The sequence below is a fragment of the Sulfuricystis multivorans genome (genome assembly GCF_003966565.1).
GTDB lineage: Bacteria > Pseudomonadota > Gammaproteobacteria > Burkholderiales > Rhodocyclaceae > Sulfuricystis > Sulfuricystis multivorans.
Genome location: NZ_AP018718.1, coordinates 1,302,641 through 1,323,387, shown reverse-complemented (window position 1 = coordinate 1,323,387; position 20,747 = coordinate 1,302,641). Strand labels below are relative to the sequence as shown.

15 protein-coding genes are annotated in these 20,747 nt (G+C 64.3%); 9 read left to right on the top strand and 6 right to left on the bottom strand.

The genetic code is table 11. From position 1 onward, the window contains the following. Positions 1 to 4 precede the first annotated feature (4 nt). Entirely contained in the window at positions 5 to 487 is a 483-nt protein-coding gene (locus tag EL335_RS06615) for a cyanophycin metabolism-associated DUF1854 family protein (protein WP_126445283.1), read from the bottom strand. Continuing rightward, on the bottom strand, positions 484 to 2,754 hold the full coding sequence (locus tag EL335_RS06610) for a cyanophycin metabolism-associated ABC transporter (protein WP_126445281.1): 2,271 nt from the start codon (positions 2,752 to 2,754) through the stop codon (positions 484 to 486). The genes EL335_RS06615 and EL335_RS06610 overlap by 4 nt, the downstream gene beginning before the upstream one ends. A gap of 128 nt (positions 2,755 to 2,882) precedes the next feature. Here EL335_RS06610 and EL335_RS06605 point away from each other — a divergent pair, with 128 nt between their 5' ends. From EL335_RS06605 to EL335_RS06595, 3 genes are read left to right on the top strand one after another with little or no spacing between them, the layout of a single operon-like run. Continuing rightward, positions 2,883 to 5,048: a cyanophycin synthetase gene (locus EL335_RS06605; RefSeq protein ID WP_126445278.1), complete on the top strand. Its 2,166-nt coding sequence runs from the start codon at positions 2,883 to 2,885 to the stop codon at positions 5,046 to 5,048. An 8-nt stretch (positions 5,049 to 5,056) separates the two neighbouring features. After that, positions 5,057 to 7,627, top strand: coding sequence for a cyanophycin synthetase (cphA, locus tag EL335_RS06600; protein ID WP_126445276.1), 2,571 nt, complete (start codon positions 5,057 to 5,059; stop codon positions 7,625 to 7,627). A gap of 39 nt (positions 7,628 to 7,666) precedes the next feature. Then, complete coding sequence (locus EL335_RS06595; protein ID WP_126445274.1) at positions 7,667 to 10,159, top strand: glycogen/starch/alpha-glucan phosphorylase; 2,493 nt, start codon at positions 7,667 to 7,669, stop codon at positions 10,157 to 10,159. Here EL335_RS06595 and pgl read toward each other — a convergent pair. Further along, on the bottom strand, positions 10,156 to 10,839 hold the full coding sequence (gene pgl, locus EL335_RS06590) for a 6-phosphogluconolactonase (protein ID WP_126445272.1): 684 nt from the start codon (positions 10,837 to 10,839) through the stop codon (positions 10,156 to 10,158). The genes EL335_RS06595 and pgl overlap by 4 nt on opposite strands. A gap of 35 nt (positions 10,840 to 10,874) precedes the next feature. Here pgl and gnd point away from each other — a divergent pair, with 35 nt between their 5' ends. Continuing rightward, positions 10,875 to 11,789 (top strand): phosphogluconate dehydrogenase (NAD(+)-dependent, decarboxylating), encoded by a 915-nt coding sequence (gnd, locus tag EL335_RS06585; RefSeq protein ID WP_126445270.1) that lies wholly within the window; start codon positions 10,875 to 10,877, stop codon positions 11,787 to 11,789. After that, positions 11,786 to 13,291 carry a glucose-6-phosphate dehydrogenase gene (zwf, locus tag EL335_RS06580; protein ID WP_126445268.1) on the top strand — a complete coding sequence of 502 codons (1,506 nt, stop codon included), beginning with the start codon at positions 11,786 to 11,788 and terminating at the stop codon, positions 13,289 to 13,291. Before gnd ends, zwf begins: the two co-directional genes overlap by 4 nt. Positions 13,292 to 13,328: 37 nt before the next feature. Here zwf and EL335_RS06575 read toward each other — a convergent pair whose 3' ends face one another. After that, positions 13,329 to 14,231 carry a recombination-associated protein RdgC gene (locus EL335_RS06575; RefSeq protein ID WP_126445265.1) on the bottom strand — a complete coding sequence of 301 codons (903 nt, stop codon included), beginning with the start codon at positions 14,229 to 14,231 and terminating at the stop codon, positions 13,329 to 13,331. Between the two features lie 143 nt (positions 14,232 to 14,374). On the opposite strand from EL335_RS06575, the gene ppdK reads away from it, so the two are divergent. The 4 genes from ppdK to EL335_RS06555 all read left to right on the top strand — a co-directional run bounded on the left by ppdK (position 14,375) and on the right by EL335_RS06555 (position 18,875). Then, complete coding sequence (gene ppdK / locus EL335_RS06570) at positions 14,375 to 17,173, top strand: pyruvate, phosphate dikinase (RefSeq protein WP_126445263.1); 2,799 nt, start codon at positions 14,375 to 14,377, stop codon at positions 17,171 to 17,173. Positions 17,174 to 17,272: 99 nt separating this feature from the next. Further along, positions 17,273 to 17,926, top strand: coding sequence for a DsbA family oxidoreductase (locus EL335_RS06565; protein ID WP_126445261.1), 654 nt, complete (start codon positions 17,273 to 17,275; stop codon positions 17,924 to 17,926). Between the two features lie 5 nt (positions 17,927 to 17,931). Beyond that, on the top strand, positions 17,932 to 18,396 hold the full coding sequence (gene tadA, locus EL335_RS06560) for a tRNA adenosine(34) deaminase TadA (protein WP_126445259.1): 465 nt from the start codon (positions 17,932 to 17,934) through the stop codon (positions 18,394 to 18,396). Then, positions 18,396 to 18,875 carry a L,D-transpeptidase gene (locus EL335_RS06555; RefSeq protein WP_126445257.1) on the top strand — a complete coding sequence of 160 codons (480 nt, stop codon included), beginning with the start codon at positions 18,396 to 18,398 and terminating at the stop codon, positions 18,873 to 18,875. Before tadA ends, EL335_RS06555 begins: the two co-directional genes overlap by 1 nt. On the opposite strand, the gene EL335_RS06550 is transcribed toward EL335_RS06555, so the two are convergent. Both EL335_RS06550 and ygfZ read right to left on the bottom strand, forming a co-directional pair. Next, positions 18,848 to 19,615, bottom strand: coding sequence for an NRDE family protein (locus EL335_RS06550; protein WP_126445255.1), 768 nt, complete (start codon positions 19,613 to 19,615; stop codon positions 18,848 to 18,850). The two genes, EL335_RS06555 and EL335_RS06550, sit on opposite strands and share 28 nt — an antisense overlap. A 3-nt stretch (positions 19,616 to 19,618) precedes the next feature. After that, positions 19,619 to 20,500 carry a CAF17-like 4Fe-4S cluster assembly/insertion protein YgfZ gene (gene ygfZ, locus EL335_RS06545; RefSeq protein WP_126445253.1) on the bottom strand — a complete coding sequence of 294 codons (882 nt, stop codon included), beginning with the start codon at positions 20,498 to 20,500 and terminating at the stop codon, positions 19,619 to 19,621. Positions 20,501 to 20,747: the final 247 nt, after the last annotated feature.

Sequence of the window (20,747 nt, the reverse complement as noted above, 5' to 3'; positions counted from 1 at the left end):
TCGGTCAGAGAAACCGTTTCAGAATCTTCCGGCTCGCCGCATCGAGCCTATTTCGGTCGGGGATCAGGTAGTGGATGCCGTTGCTGTCGGCGATCAGGAGTCCGTTGGGGTGGATGCTGCCGCGCAGGCGGCGGATGTCGTCCTCACTCTTGAGAATCAGTTCCGTGCTTCCCCGGTCGGTGTCGACCCGCCAGGTCGATGGGGTGGCGAAGCTCGACACCCGGACGATGCGCTGAATCACCGGCATGAATTCGCGTTGGGCGAATTCTTCTTCGATCAAGCCGCGCAACGGCGTCGGCAAGTCGGCAAGTCGGTCGATCCAGACGAGCTCCTTGCCTTCGGCAGAGAGCAGCGCAATGCCTTCCTCCGGTGAGGAAAGCGCAAAAGCGCGCACCGGCGTCACACCCTCGTGCGCCACGCCATCGGGGCCGGTGAACACCAGTTTGCCGAACGGGTTGCGGCTCAAGGTGAAAGTGGGCGATCTCATGCGACCACCTCCCGTTCCTGCGCCTTCGGCTCCGGCAACACGAGCGGCGGGAGCGCGTTCTTGTCGGCTTCGCCCAGCGGGGGCGGCTCGTCGAGCTGCTTGCTCTGCGCCATGTAGAGCCGCCAGTAGTGACCTTCTTTCGCCATCAGCTCGTCGTGGTTGCCGATCTCGACGATCTTGCCGCGGTCCATCACGACGAGCCGGTCGGCACGGCGCAGCGTCGAGAGGCGGTGGGCGATCGCGATCGTCGTGCGGCCGCGGATCAGGTTGTTCAAGGCCTGCTGGATCTCGAATTCGGTCTCGGTATCGACCGCCGAGGTCGCCTCGTCGAGAATCAGGATCTTCGGATCGATCAACAGCGCTCTGGCGATCGAGATGCGCTGGCGCTCGCCGCCGGAGAGCGACTGCCCGCGCTCGCCGACCAGCGAGTCGTAACCGAACGGCTGGCGGAGGATGAATTCGTGCGCATGGGCGGCGCGCGCCGCGGCGACGATTTCCTCGCGCGTCGCGTCGGGCTTGCCATAGGCGATGTTCTCGGCGATGGTGCCGAAGAACAGGAAGGGCTCCTGCAAGACCAGCCCGATGTGGCGGCGCCATTCGGCCACCGGAATCGAGCGCAGATCGACTCCCTCGATGCGAATGCTGCCCTCCGTTACATCGTAGAAGCGGCAGATCAGATTCACCAGCGTGCTCTTGCCCGAGCCGGAATGACCGACCAGACCGATCATCTCGCCGGGGCGGATGTCGAGGTCGATGCCGCGCAGGATGGCGCGGTTGCCATAGCGGAAATGCACGTTTTGGATTTGGATCGCGCCTGTGACCGGCGGCATCGGCACCGGCTTCACCGGATCGGGCACGCTGGAGACATGGTCGAGGATGTCGAAGATGCGCTTGGCCCCGGCAGCAGCCTTTTGCGTCACCGAGACGATGCGACTCATCGCGTCCAGCCGGGTATAGAAGCGCGAGATGTAGGCGAGGAAGGCGGTCAGCACGCCGACCGTGATGCGGTCATGGGCGATCAGCCAGATGCCCGACACCCAGACGACCAGCACGCCGATTTCGGTGAGCAAGCCGACCGTCGGCGCGAACAGCGACCAGATGCGGTTCAACCGGTCATTGACGTCGAGGTTGTGACGATTGGCGTCGCGGAAACGCTGTGCCTCGCGCGCTTCCTGCGCGAAAGCCTTGACGACGCGAATGCCCGGGATCGTGTCGGCCAGCACGTTGGTGACCTCGGCCCACACGCGGTCGATCTGCTCGAAGCCGGTGCGAAGACGGTCGCGCACGATGTGGATCAGCCAAATGATGATCGGCAACGGGATCAGCGTGATCAGCGCTAGCCAGGCATCGATCGAGAACAGGATCACCGCGGTCATCGCGATCATCAAGACGTCGGTCGCGAAATCGAGCAGATGCAGCGACAGGAAGACGTTGATGCGATCGGTTTCCGAGCCGATGCGCGCCAAGAGATCCCCGGTGCGTTTGCCACCGAAATATTCGAGAGATAGCTTTAACAAATGTTCATAAGTCGTTGTTCTCAAATCTGATCCAATTCGTTCAGAGACGAGCGCGAGGATGTAGGTGCGCGCCCAGCCCAAGCCCCAGGCAAGGCAGGCGGCGAAAAGCAGGCCGCCCAACAGCCAGGCGACCTTGACCCAGTCGATCGGCGTACCGTTCTGATAGGGAATCAGCACGTCGTCCATCAACGGCATGGTCAAGTAAGGCGGCACCAGGGTCGCGGCGGTGGCGGCCAGGGTGAGCAGGAAGCCGGCGAAGAGCATGCCCCGGTAAGGCTTGGCGAAGCGCCACAGCCGCAGCAAAACCCAGGTCGATGGCGGGGTGGCGAGCTCGCGGGCGCAGTTCGGACATTCCTCCTCGTCGGGTGGAATCGGCGCCTTGCAGATCGGGCAGGTCGCGGCGAGGGCGGGAGCCGGCGCCATCCCGCTCGCCAGACTGTCGCGTAAGCGGTTGAATTCACGCTCGAACTTCAGGGCGGCCGGGTTGCGGGCGAGGGTGTAGCGCCAGCGCGCGAGCAAGCGTTGGCCGTCGGCAAGCTCCAGGGTGCCGATGCCGCCGTGATCGGAATGCGTGAGCGTCAGCGCGGCCGACAAAGGCCAGACTTTTTCGCCGGCGCGAATCTCGAGCGCGGTGAGCTGGATCAGTCCGGAGCGGAAATTCAGCTGCTCGTCGAGGTCGATTTCGAGCGTGGCTATGACTGGGGCTGACTGGAGCGGAGATTCTGGCTGGCGTAAAGTAGCGCTTTCCATCACGATGAAGAGGCAAACTGCCGACGAAGGTTGCGAATGATACGGGGTGCGACCGGGCAGTATCTCGGCCACCTGTCAGCTTTTCCACGATCAACGCGTTACTCGTCCGAAAGTTTCAGCCCAGCACAATGAAATCCATCGAATTCCTGAAAATCGTGCACTTGCGCGGGCCCAACCTGTGGACCTACCGTCCCGTGCTGGAAGCCTGGGTCGACATCGGCGAGCTGGAAGATTGCCCGTCGAACACGCTGCCGGGCTTCACCGAGCGTCTCGTCGCCTGGCTGCCTTCGCTACAGTCCCATCGTTGCAGTTACGACACCGAGGGCGGCTTCATCCGCCGTCTCGAAGAAGGCACCTGGCCGGCGCACATCCTCGAACACGTGACACTCGAGCTGCAGAATCTCGCTGGCATGCCCGGCGGCTTCGGCCGTGCCCGCAGCATGGACACGCGCGGGCACTACAAGGTGGTGGTGCGTGCTTTTCATCCGGAAGTCACCCGCATGGCGCTTTATGCGGCGCGCGATCTGGTGATGGCGGCGATCGACGACAAACCTTTCGATGTTGCGGTCACCGTCAAGCGTCTGCACGAGTTGGCCGACCGGCTGCTGCTCGGCCCCAGCACCGCCTCGATCGTCGATGCGGCCGATGCCAAGCCGCGGCGCATTCCGCACATCCGCCTCAACGAAGGCAACCTCGTGCAGCTGGGCTACGGCACCAAGAGCAAGCGCATCTGGACGGCCGAGACGGATCTGACCGGCGCCATCGCCGAATCCATCGCCTGCGACAAGGACCTGACCAAGACCTTGCTGGCCTCCTGCGGCGTGCCGATCCCCGAGGGCCGCATGGTCGATGATCCGGACGATGCCTGGGAAGCCGCGCAGGAAATCGGTGTGCCGGTGGTCGTGAAGCCTTATGACGGCAATCATGGTCGCGGGGTTTCCCTCGAACTGATGACCGAAGCGGAAGTCCGTGCGGCGTTTCCGGTCGCCGAACGCGAGGGTAGCGGGGTGATGGTCGAGCGGTATGTACGCGGCGAGGAGCACCGGCTGCTCGTCGTCGGCGGAAAGTTGGTCGCAGCCTGCAAAGGCGAGAGCATCTTTATTACCGGCGATGGCCGCCAGACGGTCAGGGCGCTGATCGACAGCCAGATCAACACCGACCCGCGCCGCGGCGATGCCGAGGAATTGCCCTTGGAGACCATCGACTTCGACAAGGATGCCCTCGTGCAGCTGATCCTGAAGCGCCAAGGTTTTTCCGGCGATGACGTTCCGGCAGAAGGCCAGCAACTGCTCGTCCAGCGCACCGGCACCTATGCAATCGACGTCACCGACGCAGTGCATCCCGAGACTGCGCAGATCGCTTGTCTGGCTGCGAAAGTGGTGGGCTTGGACATCGCCGGCATCGACCTGGTGGCGGAGGACATCTCGCGTCCGCTGGCCGAGCAGGGTGGCGCGATCGTCGAGGTGAATGCCGGCCCCAGCCTGTTGATGCATCTGAAGCCCGCGGTCGGCAAACCCCGGCCGGTCGGCGAGGCGATCGTCGAACACCTCTTTCCGGCGGGCGAGAATGGTCGCATTCCAGTGATTGGTGTGAGTGGCAGCCGTGAATCTACGCTTACCGCGCAGCTCATCGCCCATCTGCTGCAGCTTGGCGGGTTGCGCACCGGGCTGGCCTGCACCGAAGGATTGTTCCTCGAAGACCGCTGCGTCGAGGCGGGCGACTGCGCGCATTGGGAGCCCGGTCAGCGCCTCTTGATGAACCGCAGCCTCGAAGCCGCGGTCATCGAGAATACTCCCGCCGCGATCGCTGGTGAAGGGCTGGCCTATGATCGCTGCCAGGTGGGCATCGTCACGGCCATCGACCCCCGTGCGCTGATGCCCGACCACGGCATCACCAACGACGAGTTGCTGTTCAAGGTGATGCGCACCCAGATCGATGTGGTGCTGCCTGACGGCATCGGCGTGCTCAATGCCGACGACGAGACGACGGCCTCCCTGGCGGATCTGTGCGACGGCGAGGTGATCTTCTTCAGCTGCGACCCTTTGATGCCGCGGGTGGCCGAGCATCGCACCAAGGGCGGGCGAGCCGTGGTGTTGCGCGACAGCCAAGTGGTGCTGAGTTCCTCGGCGGTCGAGCTGCCGCTCATTGCCCTCGAACAGATTCCGCTGCTGCAGGATTCCCGAGAACATCTCGTCGCCGTGCTGGCCGCGCTGGCCGCCGGCTGGGCGTTGGGCTTGAGCACTGATCTGCTGCGCGCCGGCATCGAAACTTATCGCGCCTTTGCCGAAAACTGATCATCATCATGGAAATCTTCCGCATTCGTGCCTTGCGCGGCCCCAATCTCTGGTCACGGCACACATCGATCCAGGCTCTCGTGCGTTGCGAGGAAAACGAACGGGCATTCAGTCGCTTGCCAGGCTTCGAAGCACGCATCCGCGCGCGCTTTCCGCATATCGGCGCGATGCGACCGATCGGCTATGCCGGCGAGCTTTCGCTTGCCCACGCGGTGCAGTTCGCCACGCTCAACCTTCAGGCGCAGGCGGGTTGCCCGGTGTCCTTCAGCTGCACGGCGCCGACGACCGAAGCGGGGCTTTATCAGGTGGTCGTCGAATACAGCGAAGAGGCGGTCGGCCGCCGTGCGCTGGAACTGGCCGAAACCCTTTGCCGGGCAGCCCTCGATGACACGCCCTTCGATCTCGATGCCGCTGTGGCCGAGTTACGCGCGCTCGACGAGGATGAACGGCTGGGTCCCTCGACGGGGGCGATCGTCCATGCCGCCCAGGCGCGTGACATCCCTTGGCGGCGGCTGACCCGCGGTAGCCTGGTGCAGTTCGGCTGGGGCGCGAAACAGCGGCGCATCCAGGCGGCCGAAGTCGATAGCACCTCGGCGATCGCCGAATCGATCGCTCAGGACAAGGACCTGACCAAGAGCCTGCTCAGGGCCGCCGGGGTGCCGGTGCCGGTCGGACGGGTCGTCGATGACGTCGAGGCCGGCTGGCAGGCGGCGCTCGAGATCGGGCTACCCGTGGTCACCAAGCCTTATGACGGCAACCAGGGCAAGGGGGTGACGGTCAATATCGTCAATCGCTCCCATTTCGAGGTGGCTTTCGCTGCCGCCCAGGAAATCAGCGCGCATGTGCTGGTCGAGCGTTTCATCACCGGCTACGACTTCCGCGTGCTGGTCGTTGGCGACCAGATGGTCGCGGCGGCGCGACGCGAGCCTCCGACGGTGATCGGCGATGGCGTGCATTCGGTACGTGAGCTGGTCGATATCGTCAACAGCGATCCACGCCGCGGCGAGGGACATGCCACATCGCTGACCAAGATCCGCCTCGATGCCATCGCCCTGGCGCGCCTGGCTGCGCAAGGTTTCACGCCCGAATCGGTGCTGCCGAAGGGCGTGCGAGCAGTGCTACGCAACAACGCGAACCTGTCGACTGGCGGCACCGCGACCGACGTGACCGGCGACGTCCATCCCGAGGTCGCGGCGCACGCCGTCGCTTGCGCGCGCATGGTCGGGCTGGATATCGCTGGCATCGATGTGATCTGCGAGGACATCGGTCAACCGCTCGAAGCGCAGAACGGCGGCATCGTCGAGGTCAATGCGGCGCCGGGCCTGCGCATGCACCTCGATCCGTCTTATGGCAAACCGCGCGACGTCGGCCGCGCGGTCATCGAGATGATGTTCCCGGCCAATGAAAACGGCCGCATTCCGGTCGTCGCGGTCTCCGGCACCAATGGCAAGACGACCACGGTGCGGCTGACCGCCCATCTCATTGGCCAGACCGGCAAGCGCATCGGCATGACGCTGACCGACGGCGTCTTTGCCAACGGACGGTGCATCGATCGCGGTGATTGCAGCGGCCCGAAAAGCGCAAAGAACGTGCTGCTGCATCCGGAAGTCGATGCGGCAGTTTTCGAGGTCGCGCGCGGCGGTATCCTGCGCGAGGGCCTCGGCTTCGACCGGTGCGACGTCGCGGTGGTGACCAATCTCGGCATGGGCGACCATTTGGGGCTGAACTACATCACGACGATCGAAGAGCTTGCCGTGGTCAAGCGCGTGATCGTGCAGAACGTCAGTCCCAATGGCATGGCGGTGTTGAATGCCGCCGACCCGAATGTCGCGAAGATGGCCAGCGCCTGTCCGGGCAAGGTGACCTATTTCGCCACCGACCCGCATCATCCGCTGATGATGACGCACCGCGCGCAGGGCAAACGGACCATTTTTCGCGAGGGCAATGCGATCGTCTGCGCAGAAGGGGCACAAGTCGAGCGCTTGGAGCTGTCCGCGGTACCACTCACCCGTAACGGCACGATCGGCTTCCAGGTCGAGAACGTGATGGCCGCGGTCGGTGCCGCCTGGGCGCTGGGAATCGACTGGGAGACGATCCGCCGCGGTTTGGCCACCTTCGTCAGCGATGCGCGGACGGCACCGGGGCGCTTCAATGTCTTCGACTACCGCGGCGCGAAGCTGATCGCCGATTACGGTCACAACCCGGACGCGATCCGCGCGCTGGTGCAGGCGGTAGAACAGCTGCCGGCGCAACGGCGCTGGATCGTCATCAGCGGCGCTGGCGACCGGCGCGACGAGGACATCATCCGCCAGAGCGAGATCCTCGGCGAGGCCTTCGACGGCGCGATCCTCTACCAGGACGCCTGTCAGCGCGGCCGCGCCGACGGCGAGGTGCTGGCGCTGCTCCGCAAGGGGCTCGTCGGCGCGACGCGCACCAAGGAGATCGAGGAGATCCGTGGCGAATTCCTCGCCATCGACACGGCACTTGCCAAACTGCAGCCAGGTGATCTGTGCTTGATCCTGATCGACCAGGTCGAGGAAGCGCTCGCGCATATTGCGCGCCGGGTCGGGGAGGTGTAAAACCAGGCGCTGGCGGAACGGCGAGATTTCAAAGGGGAAATGACGGCACGCAAGCGCGACGACGCGGCGAAGGGAGGCGAGGACAGCATCCGCACCGGCCTGTCCGAAGACTCGATCCGCCTCGCCTTCCTCGACAACCTCTTTTACGTGCAGGGTCGTTTTCTCGAGGTGGCCTCGCTCGACGACAAGTACAAGGCGCTCGCCTATACGGTGCGCGACCGCCTGCTGCACCGCTGGGTGGCCACGGTACGCACCTACCAGCAGACCAACCCGCGCACGGTCTGCTACCTCTCGGCCGAATACCTGCCCGGCCCGTTCATGGGCAACAACCTGCTCAACCTCGGCATCTCGGAGGTGACGCGCAAGGCGCTCGCCGGTCTCGGCATCGAGCTCGACGATCTGCTCGAGCATGAGGAGGAGCCGGGCCTGGGCAACGGCGGCCTCGGCCGCCTCGCCGCCTGCTTCATGGACTCGCTGGCGACGCTGCAGATACCCGCCATCAGCTACGGCATCCGCTACGAATTCGGCATCTTCAACCAACGCATCCGCGACGGCGAGCAGGTCGAGACCACCGACAACTGGTTGCGCTACGGCAACCCCTGGGAAGTGCGCCGCCCCCACATCGCCTGCACGGTGAAGCTCGGCGGCCGCACCGAGTCGTACCACGACGAGGCCGGCCGCTGGCGCGTGCGCTGGCTGCCGAGCGAGACTTTCCGCGGCGTCCCCATCGACACGCCAATCCTCGGCCACGGTGTGAACACGGTCAACCTGATGCGGCTGTGGAGCGCAGAGGCCGCCGAGGGCTTCGACTTTCATGCCTTCAACCGCGGCGACTACTATGGCGCCGTGGTGCGTGAAGTGCGCTCGGAGACGATCAGCAAGGTGCTCTACCCGAACGACGAACCCGAGATCGGCAAACGGTTGCGCCTGATTCAGCAGCACTTCTTCGTCACCTGCTCGCTGCAGGACATGCTGCGCGTGCTCGGCACCACCGAGCTGCCGCCCGAGCGCTTCCACGAGAAGTTCTGCGTGCAGCTCAACGACACGCATCCGGCCATCGCGGTGGCCGAGCTGATGCGCCTGCTGGTCGACGAGCATCATCTCGACTGGGACCTCGCCTGGCAGGTGACGCACAACAGCTTCGCCTACACCAACCACACGCTACTGCCCGAGGCGCTGGAAAAATGGCCGGTGCCGCTGTTCGAGAGTCTGCTGCCGCGCCATCTCGAGATCATCTACGAGATCAACGCGCGCTTCCTCGACGAGGTGCGGATGCGTTTCCCCTTCGACGAGGCGCGCGTGCGGCGCATGTCGATCATCGACGAAAGCGGGCCGCGCTACGTGCGCATGGCCCATCTGGCCTGCGTCGGCAGTTTCGCCATCAACGGCGTGGCCGAGCTGCATTCGCGCCTGCTCAAGGAAACCGTGCTGCGCGACTTTTACGACCTCTGGCCGGAGAAGTTCCAGAACAAGACCAACGGCGTCACGCCGCGCCGCTTCGTGATGCTCGCCAATCCGGGACTGGCGCGGCTGCTCAACGAAACCATCGATTCCAGCTGGGAGAACGACCTCACCCAGCTGCGCGCGCTGGAGAAATACGCCGACGATGCGGCCTTCCTGGAACGCTGGCGCGACGTCAAGCGTGAACGCAAGGCGCATCTGGGGCTGCTGATTTCGCGGCTGTGCGGCGCGCGCGTCGATCCCGACAGCCTGTTCGACGTGCAGGCCAAGCGCATCCACGAATACAAACGCCAGCACTTGAATGTGCTGCACATCGTCACGCTCTACAACCGCATCAAGCACGACCCGTCGAGCGACATCGTGCCGCGCACCTTCGTGTTCGGTGGCAAAGCCGCGCCGGGCTATTTCATGGCCAAGCTGATGATCCGCCTCATCAATGCAGTGGGCGAGGTGGTCAACCGCGATCCGGCTGTCGCCGGCCGGCTCAAGGTGGTTTTCCTGCCGAATTTCAGCGTCAAGCTCGGCCATGCGCTGTATCCTGCCGCCGACCTGTCGGAGCAGATCTCGACCGCCGGCAAGGAAGCCTCGGGCACCGGCAACATGAAGTTCGCCATGAACGGCGCGCTCACCATCGGTACGCTCGACGGCGCCAACGTCGAGATTCGCGAGGAGGTCGGTGCGGAGAATTTCTTCCTCTTCGGCCTCACCGCCGAGGAGGTCGAGCACAGACTCGCCGCAGGCTACCGCCCGCGCGATCTGTATGAAAACGATGCCGAGCTCAAAGGCGCGCTCGACCTGATCGGCTCGGGCCTTTTCTCGCACGGCGACCGCGACGCCTTTCGGCCGCTCATCGACAACCTGCTGAACAGCGACCCTTACCTCGTGCTGGCTGACTACGCATCCTATATCGCTTGTCAGGAAGCAGTCAGCGGAGTCTGGCGCGATCCGGCGCGCTGGACGCGCATGTCCATCTGCAACGTCGCGCGCATGGGCAAGTTTTCCTCCGACCGCTCCATCGCCGAATACTGCCGCGACATCTGGAAGGTATCGGCGGTGCCAGTGGTGCTTTAGAGGTCGCCCAGATCGTGGAAGATATCCACGCCTTTGTCCGGCACGATGGCCGCAGCGGGGATGGTCTTCCCGGCCCGCCAGGCGGCGACGGCCTGCCGCTTGGCGGCACCGCTGACCAGGAACAGGACTTCCCGAGCCGCCGACAGCCGACGCGCCGAGAGCGAGACCCGCGCGGGCGGTGGCTTGGGGGCGTCGAAGATGGCGAGCGCGGCCGGCGCCGTCTCCTCCCTGCCCCAGTCATGGCCTGGAAACAGGCTGGCCGTGTGGCCGTCTTCGCCCAGGCCGAGCAGCACGAGATCGAAATCGCCGCGGCCGACCAACGCCGCGGCGTACCGCCGTGCCGCCTCGCCAGCGCCGAGTTCCGCTGGAATGACATGGATCTGCGTTGGCGGGATGGCGACAAGACTCAGCCACGTCTGTGTCGCCATCCGGCTGTTGCGCTCGGGATGCGCCGGCGGCAGACAGCGCTCGTCGCCGAACCAGATGTGCCAGCGCGGCCAATCGGCCGGCGCTTCGGCCAGCGCGGCATAAACGCGCCGCGGCGTGTTGCCGCCGGCCAGCACGAGATGGAAGGCGCCACGCGCGGCGATCGCCGCCTGCGCCGAGGTGAGGATACGGGCGGTCGCGGCGCGTTCGAGCGCTTCCGCATCGGGAAAGGCATGCCAGCGGGTCGTCTGCATGGCTGCGAGCATACATCAGCAAGGGAGGAGCAAAAATGCGTCTCGCAATGATCGGTCTGGGCAAGATGGGTGGCAACATGGTGCGGCGCTTGCGCCGTCACGGCATCGAGATCGTCGGCTATGACCGTGACAGCGGGATCGTTTCCGGGCTGGCCGACGAATGCGGCATGCTGGCAGCTGGCTCGGTTGCCGACGCAGTGGGCCAGCTGACGGCGCCGAAGCTCGTGTGGCTGATGTTGCCTGCCGGCGCGCCGACCGAAAGCCAGATCGAGGAGCTTGCGCCCCTGCTCGGCAGCGGGGATATCGTCATCGATGGCGGCAATTCGAACTACAAGGACAGCCGGCGCCGCGGTGCCTGGCTGGCCGAGCGGGGCATCGGTTTCATGGATGCGGGCACCTCGGGCGGCATCTGGGGGCTGGAGAACGGGTATTGCCTGATGGTGGGTGCCACGCCGGAAGTGGCGAAAATCGTCGAGCCGGTGCTCAAGGCGCTGGCCCCCGCACCGGATCGCGGTTGGGCGCACGTCGGACCGGTCGGTGCCGGCCACTATGCGAAGATGATCCACAACGGCATCGAGTACGGAATGATGCAGGCGCTCGCCGAAGGACTCGATCTGCTCAAGGGGAAGCAGGAGTTCCATTACGATCTCGCCCAGATCGCCGAGCTCTGGCGCCACGGTTCGGTGGTCAGGAGCTGGTTGCTCGATCTGACCGCCGAGGCATTGAAGGGCGACCAGGCGTTGGCCAATATCGCGCCCTACGTCGCCGATTCCGGTGAAGGGCGCTGGACGGCGATCGATGCCATCGAGCAGGGCATCCCTGCGCCGGTGCTCACCTTGGCGCTACAGATGCGCTTCGTCAGTCAGGACGAGAAAGGTTATGGCTACAGACTGCTGTCGCTGATGAGAAACGCCTTCGGTGGCCATGCCGTCAAGTCGGGCGGATCATGAAGACCATCGCGCCCAGCACCCTGGTCATCTTCGGCGCGGCGGGCAACCTCGCCCGGCTCAAGCTGATTCCGGCGCTGTTCCGGCTGGAGGTAGCGGGCCGGCTGCCCGAACAGACGATGATCTTGTGCGCCAGCATCGAGGCGCGCAGCCGCGAGCAGTGGCTCGCCGAGGTCGCCGGCATGCTCAAGGCCAAGTATCCGCAGGGCTACGACGCGGCCATGTTCGAGCGTTTCTCTGGGCGTATCCACTACCATGCCAATCCCCCCGGCGACGACGGCAGCTATCTCAGGCTCAAGGAACTGCTCGATACCGATCCGCTCTTTCCGCGCAACGTGGCGTTCTACATGGCGGTGCCGCCCTCGATGTTTCCCGGCATCATCGACCGGCTCGGCGATGCCGGACTGCTCAAGCAGACCCACGGCACGCGCCGCGTGGTGATCGAAAAGCCCTTCGGCTACGACTTGCTCTCGGCGCAGGCGCTGCAAAAGGGCCTTTATCGCCACCTTGACGAATCGCAGATCTTCCGCATCGACCACTACCTCGGCAAGGGCACGGTGCAAAACGTGATGGTGTTCCGCTTCGCCAATCTGCTGCTCGAACCGCTGTGGAACCGCCACTACATCGACCATGTGCAGATCACCCACGCCGAAAAGTTCGGCACGGGCGGCCGTGCCGGCTACTACGATGGCGCCGGCGCGCTGCGCGACATGATCCAGAGCCACCTGCTGCAGCTGCTGACGCTGGTGGCGATGGAGCCGCCGGTGTCGATGGCCGCCGAGCATCTGCGCGACGAGAAAGTGAAGGTGCTCAAGAGCATCCGGCCCATCGCCCAGCACGCAGTCCATGCGCATGCCTTCCGCGCGCAGTACACGAGCGGGGTCATCGATGGAGAGAGGGTCCCCGGCTATCTCGAAGAACCCGGCGTGGCCCCTGACAGCACCACGGAAACCTACGCGGCCCTGAAGCTCTTCATCGACAACTGGCGCTGGGCTGACGTGCCTTTCTATCTGCGTACCGGCAAACGCATGGCGGAAAACCTTTCGGTGATCTCGATCCGTTTCAGGAATCCGCCTCAGGACTTGCTGCGTCAGACGCGTCATGCCCATACTCGTCCGAACTGGATCATGCTTGGCATCCAACCCGACGACTGTCTGAAGATGGAAATCCAGGTCAAGGAGCCGGGACTGGAGCTGAAGACGCGCACGCTGAGCCTGGATGCCACCTACCGCAAGCAGGGCGACGAGGACGTCGATGCCTACGAAGGCTTACTGCTCGACGTGCTGGAAGGCGACCATTCGCTGTTCCTGCGCTACGACGAGGTGGAATGGGCCTGGCGTGTCGTCGATCCGGTGCTCAAGGTCTGGTCGATGGAGCGCGAATTCATCAACACCTACGCAGCCGGCAGCTGGGGCCCGCGCGGGACCTACCGGCTGTTCGACAGCGATGACCAGTTCTGGCGCCACTCGCTCGATGTCAGTGGCGGCGACTTGCAGGCTTACTGAAATTCGGCGTTGGCGGGGCGGCACCGCGTCGCCATGTCTATTCCGGCTCGAGCTCGCCGCCCAGCGCATTGACGAGGTCGTCGAGCATCCGGGCCAGTTCGCCGACCATCAGCGCGAAATCGGCGTCGAAACGCTCGTCCTCGTTGGCCGCCGACTGCTCGGCCTGTTCCTTCAGCACGTCGAGGAAGGCAAGCCGTTTGATCCGTAGCTTGTCGGTCAGCACGAAGGAAATCTTGTCGTTCCAGGTGAGCCCCAGCCGTGTGACGAGCTTGCCCGTGGCGATGTGGGCGGCGATTTCTTGGCCACCGAGGTCGTGGTGCACATAACGGATTGCGGACTGGGACTGGCTCGCGGCGCGTAGCTCGAGGTCGCTGTCGAAAGAGAATCCGGTGGGGGGCTCCTGGGCGGCCAGCCACGCGGTCATTGCCGTCGTGGGCGAAACCTGCGTCTGTAAGGGCCGGGGCGTCACGTCGTCGAGCGTGGTGAGCAAGGTTTCCATGAACTCATCGGCGCGGGCGTCCGAGCCGGCATCCACCACCAGCCGGCCGCCCTGCGGATCGATCCAGGCCCAGGTGGTGCGACGCTGCGAAAACGCCTTGGGCAGCAATTCCTCCATCACCCGCTCGGTGAGGTCGCGCATTTCCTTGCGACCGACCTTTCGGCCCTGTTCTTTTTCGATGATGGCGGCGCGCTCGCGGGCGGTCTGCCGCACCACGGTCGTCGGCAGCAGTTTCTGCTCGATCCCCAGCGCCAGCAGCCACTGGCGATCGACCGCATGCACGAAGGCGCCTTCCTGACGGGGGAAAACCCAGCCACAGCTGGCCATCTCGAAGCTGCCGCAGCGGGTGAGGGGGCGTCGAGCCAGAAGGGCATCGAGCTTTGCCAGGTCGAGCGCCTGGCCGCTTGGCAGGCGATAGAGACGCAGATTTTTGAACCACATGAGCGAACTTCCGGAAAAAGTGCGCAGGATACCCGCTGGCTGCCGATTGGAAAAACTTCCCGACAAGAGCATTGTTTTGATATGTTTACACGCCGTGCTGCTTTGCAGCACAAACATTTCTTTCAAACAATCGGGAGTGGAAGATGGCTGGCAAGAAGTTCGTCTATGCCTTCGAGGAAGGCGACGGCAAGAACAAGATGCTGCTGGGTGGCAAGGGAGCGAACCTCTGCGAGATGACGCAGATCGGTCTCAATGTGCCGCCCGGCTTCACGATCACGACGGAAGCCTGTTTGGCCTACCTGGAGCACGACGAACTGCCCAAGGGTGCCTGGGAAGAAATCCTCGAACACATGAAGGCGCTCGAGAAAAAGACCGGCAAACAGTTCGGCGGTGCGGCCAACCCGTTGTTGGTCTCGGTGCGTTCCGGCTCGGCGATGTCGATGCCGGGGATGATGGATACGATCCTCAACCTCGGCCTCAACAAGACCACGCTCGCCGGGCTGATCAAGCTCACCGACAATCCGCGTTTCGGTTATGACGCCTGGCGGCGCTTCATCCAGCTGTTTGCGAAGATCGCGCTCGGGATCGACGACAAGCCGTTCGACGAGGCGATGAAGGCGATAAAGGAAAAAGTCGGCGCCGCCCAGGACATCGATCTGAAAGCCGAGCAACTCGCGGAACTTTCCGAGCAGTTCCTGCGGATCGTCAAGGATCACACTGGCAAGCCCTTCCCGGAAGATCCCTACAAGCAGCTCGAAATCGCCATCGGCGCGGTGTTTCGCTCCTGGAACGGCAAGCGTGCGGTCGATTACCGCAGGCAGTTCAAGATCACCAAGGAGATGGCCAACGGCACGGCCTGCAACATCGTCACGATGGTGTTCGGCAACATGGGCAACGATTCGGGCACCGGCGTCGGCTTTACGCGCAACCCGGGGACCGGTGAGAATCAGATTTACGGCGAATATCTCGTCAATGCGCAGGGTGAGGATGTGGTCGCCGGCATCCGCACGCCGAAAGCGATTGCCGAGATGGAACAGGACATGCCAGAGATCTACCGGCAACTGCTCGAATTGCGCAACCGCCTCGAAGGCCACTACAAGGAAGTGCAGGACTTCGAATTCACCATCGAGCGCGGCACGCTCTATTGCCTGCAGACCCGCAACGGCAAGATGAATGCCGCGGCGATGGTGCGCACCTCGGTCGATATGTTCAAGGAAGGGCTGATCAGCAAGGAAAAGGCCTTGCTGCGCGTCGATCCTTCGATGCTCGAACAACTGTTGGTGCCACAGCTTTCGCCGAACTTCAAGGGCAAACCCTTGGCTACCGGACTGCCGGCCTCGCCGGGCGCCGCATCCGGCAAGATCGTCTTCGATGCCGATACCGCCGAGGCGCGCGGGCGTGCCGGCGAGAAAATCATCCTGGTGCGCGAAGAGACCAAGCCGGAAGACATCCACGGCTTCTTCCAGGCGCAGGGCATCCTGACGAGCCGCGGCGGCAAGACCTCGCATGCGGCGGTAGTCGCGCGCGGCATGGGCAAGCCCTGTGTCTCCGGTTGCGAAGCGATCCACATCGACGACGTGAAGAAATGCGCCACCATCGGCGACACGACGCTGCACGAAGGCGATGTCATCACCATCGACGGCAGCACCGGCAATGTCTATGCCGGCGAGGTGCCAACCGTGCAGGCCAAGTTCAACCAGGACATGGCGACGCTGCTCAAATGGGCCGACCAGGTGGCGCGTCTCAAAGTGATGGCCAATGCCGACACGCCGGAAGACGCGCTGCGCGCGCGCGAATTCGGTGCGATGGGCATCGGCTTGTGCCGCACCGAGCGCATGTTCAACGCCACCGACCGGCTGCCGATCGTCCAGGAGATGATCCTCGCCGAATCGCTCGAGGAGCGGCAAGCCGCGATCGACCGGCTGTTGCCGATCCAGCGTTCCGACTTCAAGGCGATCTTCAAGGCGATGCGCGGGCTGCCGGTGACCGTGCGCCTGATGGATCCGCCGCTGCACGAGTTCCTGCCGACCGCCGCGCAGCTCGAGCTGGAAATCGCCCACCTGCACCATCTGCGCGATTCGCTCAAGGCGCTCGAGGAGTTGCCGGAGACCCTGAAGCTGCTCAATCCGAAGCTCTACATGCAATATGCCGATGGATTGGCCAAGCTGTCGCGCAGCATGACCGAGTTCAAGGACAGCCACCTCGAAGAGGATGTGATCCAGAAGAAGGAAAAGACGCTCAAGAAAGTTCGTGCGCTCGCCGAGGTCAACCCGATGCTCGGTCATCGCGGCGTGCGCCTGGGCATCACCTACCCTGAAATCTACAAGATGCAGATCCAGGCGATCCTCGAGGCCGCGGCGCTGTGCGCGAAAGAGGGCATCGAGGTCTATCCGGAGATCATGGTGCCACAGGTGGCGACCGTCGAGGAGCTGACGCGCATCCACAAATACGTGCGCGACATTCACCAGGTGGTCCAGCTCACCCACGGCATCAACGTCGGCTACAAGTTCGGCAGTATGCTCGAGGTGGTGCGCGCCTGCCTGCGTGCCGGGCGTATGGCGGAAGATGCCGAATTCTTCAGCTTCGGCACCAACGATCTGACGCAGGCGACCTTCTCGTTCTCGCGCGAGGATGCCGAGAACAAGTTCCTGCCGCATTACACCGAGGTGGGCATTCTCCAGGACAACCCATTCGAAGTGCTCGACCAGAAGGGCGTTGGCGAACTGATGAAGCTTGCCGTCAGCGAGGGCCGCAAGACGCGTCCCGACCTCAAGGTGGGCATCTGCGGCGAACATGGCGGCCATCCGGCTTCGATCCATTTCTGTCACAAGATCGGGCTCACCTACGTTTCCTGCTCCGGCCCGCGCGTGCCGATCGCGCGCTTGGCCGCGGCACAGGCGGCCTTGCTGGAGCAGGGTGGCGAAGTCGCGAAGAACGCGTAACGACCAACCGCTTCCCGCCGGCGCCGCGAACGGAACTCGGCGCTGGCGGGACGGCAGATGCTTTATCCTTGCGGCTGCGAAATGATCAAGGATGAATCCATGTTCACGATCGAAATCGTTGCCGACGTCGTCTGTCCCTGGTGCTTCATCGGTACCCGGCGGCTGGCGGCGGCCGTCGACCTCGTCCGCAGGGAATGGCCTGACTTCCAGTATCGCAAGCACTGGCTGCCGTTCTTCCTCAATCCAGATACTCCTGCCGAAGGCGAGCCGTACCTTCCATTCCTGGAAAAGAAGTTCGGCGGACGGGATAAAGTCGAGCAGCTCTGGGCGCGGTTGCGCGAAGCCGGCCGCGCCTGGGGCATCGACTACGCATTCGAGAAGATCCAGTATCGCGCCAACACATTGAAGGCCCACCGGCTGATCCATTACGCTCAGACGGTCGCTCCCGATCCGGCGAAGCTCGATGCGCTGATCGAGCGCCTCTATGCCGCGCAGTTCCAGCGCGGCGAGCATGTCGGCGATATCGACGTGCTGACCGCCTGCGCGTCCGAATCTGGTTACGACGGACCGACCATTCGTGCCTATCTCGCCTCGAACGCCGACGAAGAGGTGGTGAAACAAATGGCCGCAAAGGTGCAAGCGATGGGCATCAACCAGGTGCCCACCTTCATCCTGCCAGGCCAGCGCATCATCGTCGGCGCCGAGGATCCGGCGATCCTCGCCGCGGCCATCCGCGAGGCGCTCGCGGCCTGAGCCCGATGGATGACGCCGCCTACATGGGCATCGCGCTAACGCTGGCGCGCGAGGCGGCCACGCTCGACGAGGTGCCGGTCGGCGCGATCGTCGTCAAGGACGGCGCGATCGTCGGTCGCGGCTTCAACCAGCCGATCTCCCGTCAGGATCCGACCGCCCACGCCGAGGTGATGGCGCTCAGAGACGCGGCCAAGCGGTTGGGCAACTATCGGCTACCGGGCTGCACGCTGTATGTGACGCTGGAGCCCTGCGCGATGTGTATCGGCGCGATCTTCCACGCCCGCATCGCCCGCGTCGTCTTCGGCGCGCCGGATCCGAAAACTGGCGCGGCCGGCAGCGTGATCGACCTGTTCGCCGAAGAGCGTCTGAATCACCACGCCGAAGTCGTCGGCGGCGTGCGTGCCGAGGAGTGCGGCGCGCTGTTGTCGAGCTTTTTCGCCGCCCGGCGGCAGAAGACGGAGGTGGCCTGATGCATATCCGCGTCAGCCTCCCTGCCCAGACGCTCGAATTGTTCGACGAGCGAGGGATGCTGCTGCGACGCTATCGCGTTTCGACGGCGAAGAACGGTGCCGGTGAGCGGCGCGGCAGCTTCCGCACGCCGCGCGGCAAACACATCATCCGCGCGAAAATCGGCGCGGGCGCAGCGGCAAACACGGTGTTCGTGCGCCGCCGGCCGACCGGCGAAATCTGGACGCCGGAACTTGCCGCGCAATTTCCCGATCGCGACTGGATCTTGACGCGCATCCTCTGGCTGTCCGGTTGCGAGCCGGGCAAGAACCGCTTCGGCGAGGTCGATACGATGCGCCGCTACATCTACATCCACGGCAGCCCGGACACGGTCGAGATGGGCAAACCCGGCTCGATCGGCTGCATCCGCATGAGGAACGCCGACATCATCGAGCTGTTCGACCTAGTACCGGTTCATACGCCGGTCGAGATCAGCGAGTAACGATAGCGCCGCCGCTCGCCGGCCATCCCGCCCGGCAGCCAGGTCTGCTCGTCGAAAGTCACCTTGCCGCCGGCGCTGAGCGTGATGACCGTCGAGCTGCGCGTGCCGTAATCTACCCCGCGGATGAAGGCCGCCGAGAGCAGGCGTTCCCATTCGCGCGGCACGCCGGTGGCGGGGAGCAGGTGATCGGGATGCGTCCGATCGTCGCACAGCAGTGCCCAAAGGCCGTGCTCATCGGGCAGATGGTGGAGCGCCGCTTCCAGTGCCGCCTTGCCAGCGCCGACTTTCGGCCAGGGCGTGTCGAGCAGCGCATTCGACAGACCGTAGATGCCGGGCGCGAGTTCGTGGCGCTCGCCCGTCACATTGCTGAAAGCGACCAGCCGCCGTCCGTCGCCAAGCAGCAGGTTGAAGCCGTTGTAGCGTCCCGAATCGAGGCTGTCGAGATAGGCGTCGATGCCGGTTTCGCCACAGAGAAAGTCGGCGACCAGCCGGCCGCGCGACGGCGCATACGGCTGATGGCGGGCCGGATCACGGAAATTGGTCAGCGCCGCGAGGCGGCCATCGCACGTGAAGCCCAGCCAGGTGCCTCCTGCGGCGAGGTCACGGCCGGCGAGCACCTGGGGATGATCCGCCCAGAAGGCCGCCGGAGCCGTCGCCCGGGCATGGAACTCGTCACGGTTCGCCGCGACGACGAGTGGAAACTCGTGATGGGCGTGCCAGGCGACGAGAATCAGGCACATCGGTCAATCGATGGGATAGGGCAGATCGAGCAACGTGGCGCGCGCCCCGTCGGGCTTGCCGACATACACTCCATCGGATTGCGCCCCCGAGGATTGCACGACGAGCAAAGCCTCGAAGCCGCCGTCTGGCGAAGGAGCGCACAGCACGACGTTGCCGCAATGCTGGTCGCCCGCTGCGGGGGTGAACACCTCGGTGCCTGGCGGAAAGGGCTCATTAAGCCGCACCCGATACATGCGCCGCTTGACCTTGCCGAGATACTGCGTGCGGGCGACGATTTCCTGTCCTGGATAGCAGCCTTTCTGGAAGCTGACGCCGCCGATCTTGGCAAGCTCGTAATTCACCATCTGCGGGGTGAATAGCTCTTGGGTGGCGGCGACGATGCGCGGAATGCCTGCGCGAATCTCGGCCAGATGCCATGCGGCGATCTCACCGAGACGTCCATCCGCGGGCACAGGCGCGCCAGCGGGAAGAGCAAGGATCGCGCGCCCGGCATCGAGCCGAATCGCCGTGCCGCCGTGCCACTGCGCGGTCGACATCGGCTCGGTCGGTCCGATTTCACTGCCGAGCACGCCAAAGAGCGTGCGCTCGGCGCTGATGTCCGTGAGCCTAACCTTGCTGCGCAGGATGTACATCGACAGTTTCTTCAGGATGCCCGGCAGGATGTCGGCCGAGAGCATCAGGAGAATATCTTGCCCTTCGCGCCAGATCAGGAAACTGGCGATCATGCGGCCCTTGGCGGTGCAAAGCGCCGCATGACGCGCGCCGTCGGCCGGCAAGTGGTTGATGTCGTTGGTCAGCAGGTTGTGCAAAAAACTCGTTGCCTCCTCGCCGCTGGCGCGGATCAAGCCCTGGTCGGTGAGAGGAATGAAGGTGCTCTGGCTCATGCGAAATCCTCGATCGATGAAGCGGCCAACGCCACATCGCCGACCTTGGCCACCCGCGGGTCGATCGAACGCAAGTGGTGAGGTCGGTCGGTAAAGCGTTCTCACTATGAAACTTCTGCATAACGCCGCGAGCGGGATGGGATGCAAGGCGCACGGAGCGCAGGATGCGAGACATACCTGCGTGGGTAGGCGAGCATCCGAGCACCGCGCAACGCAGCAGACCACCCGCACAGCAAGTTAGGCAGAG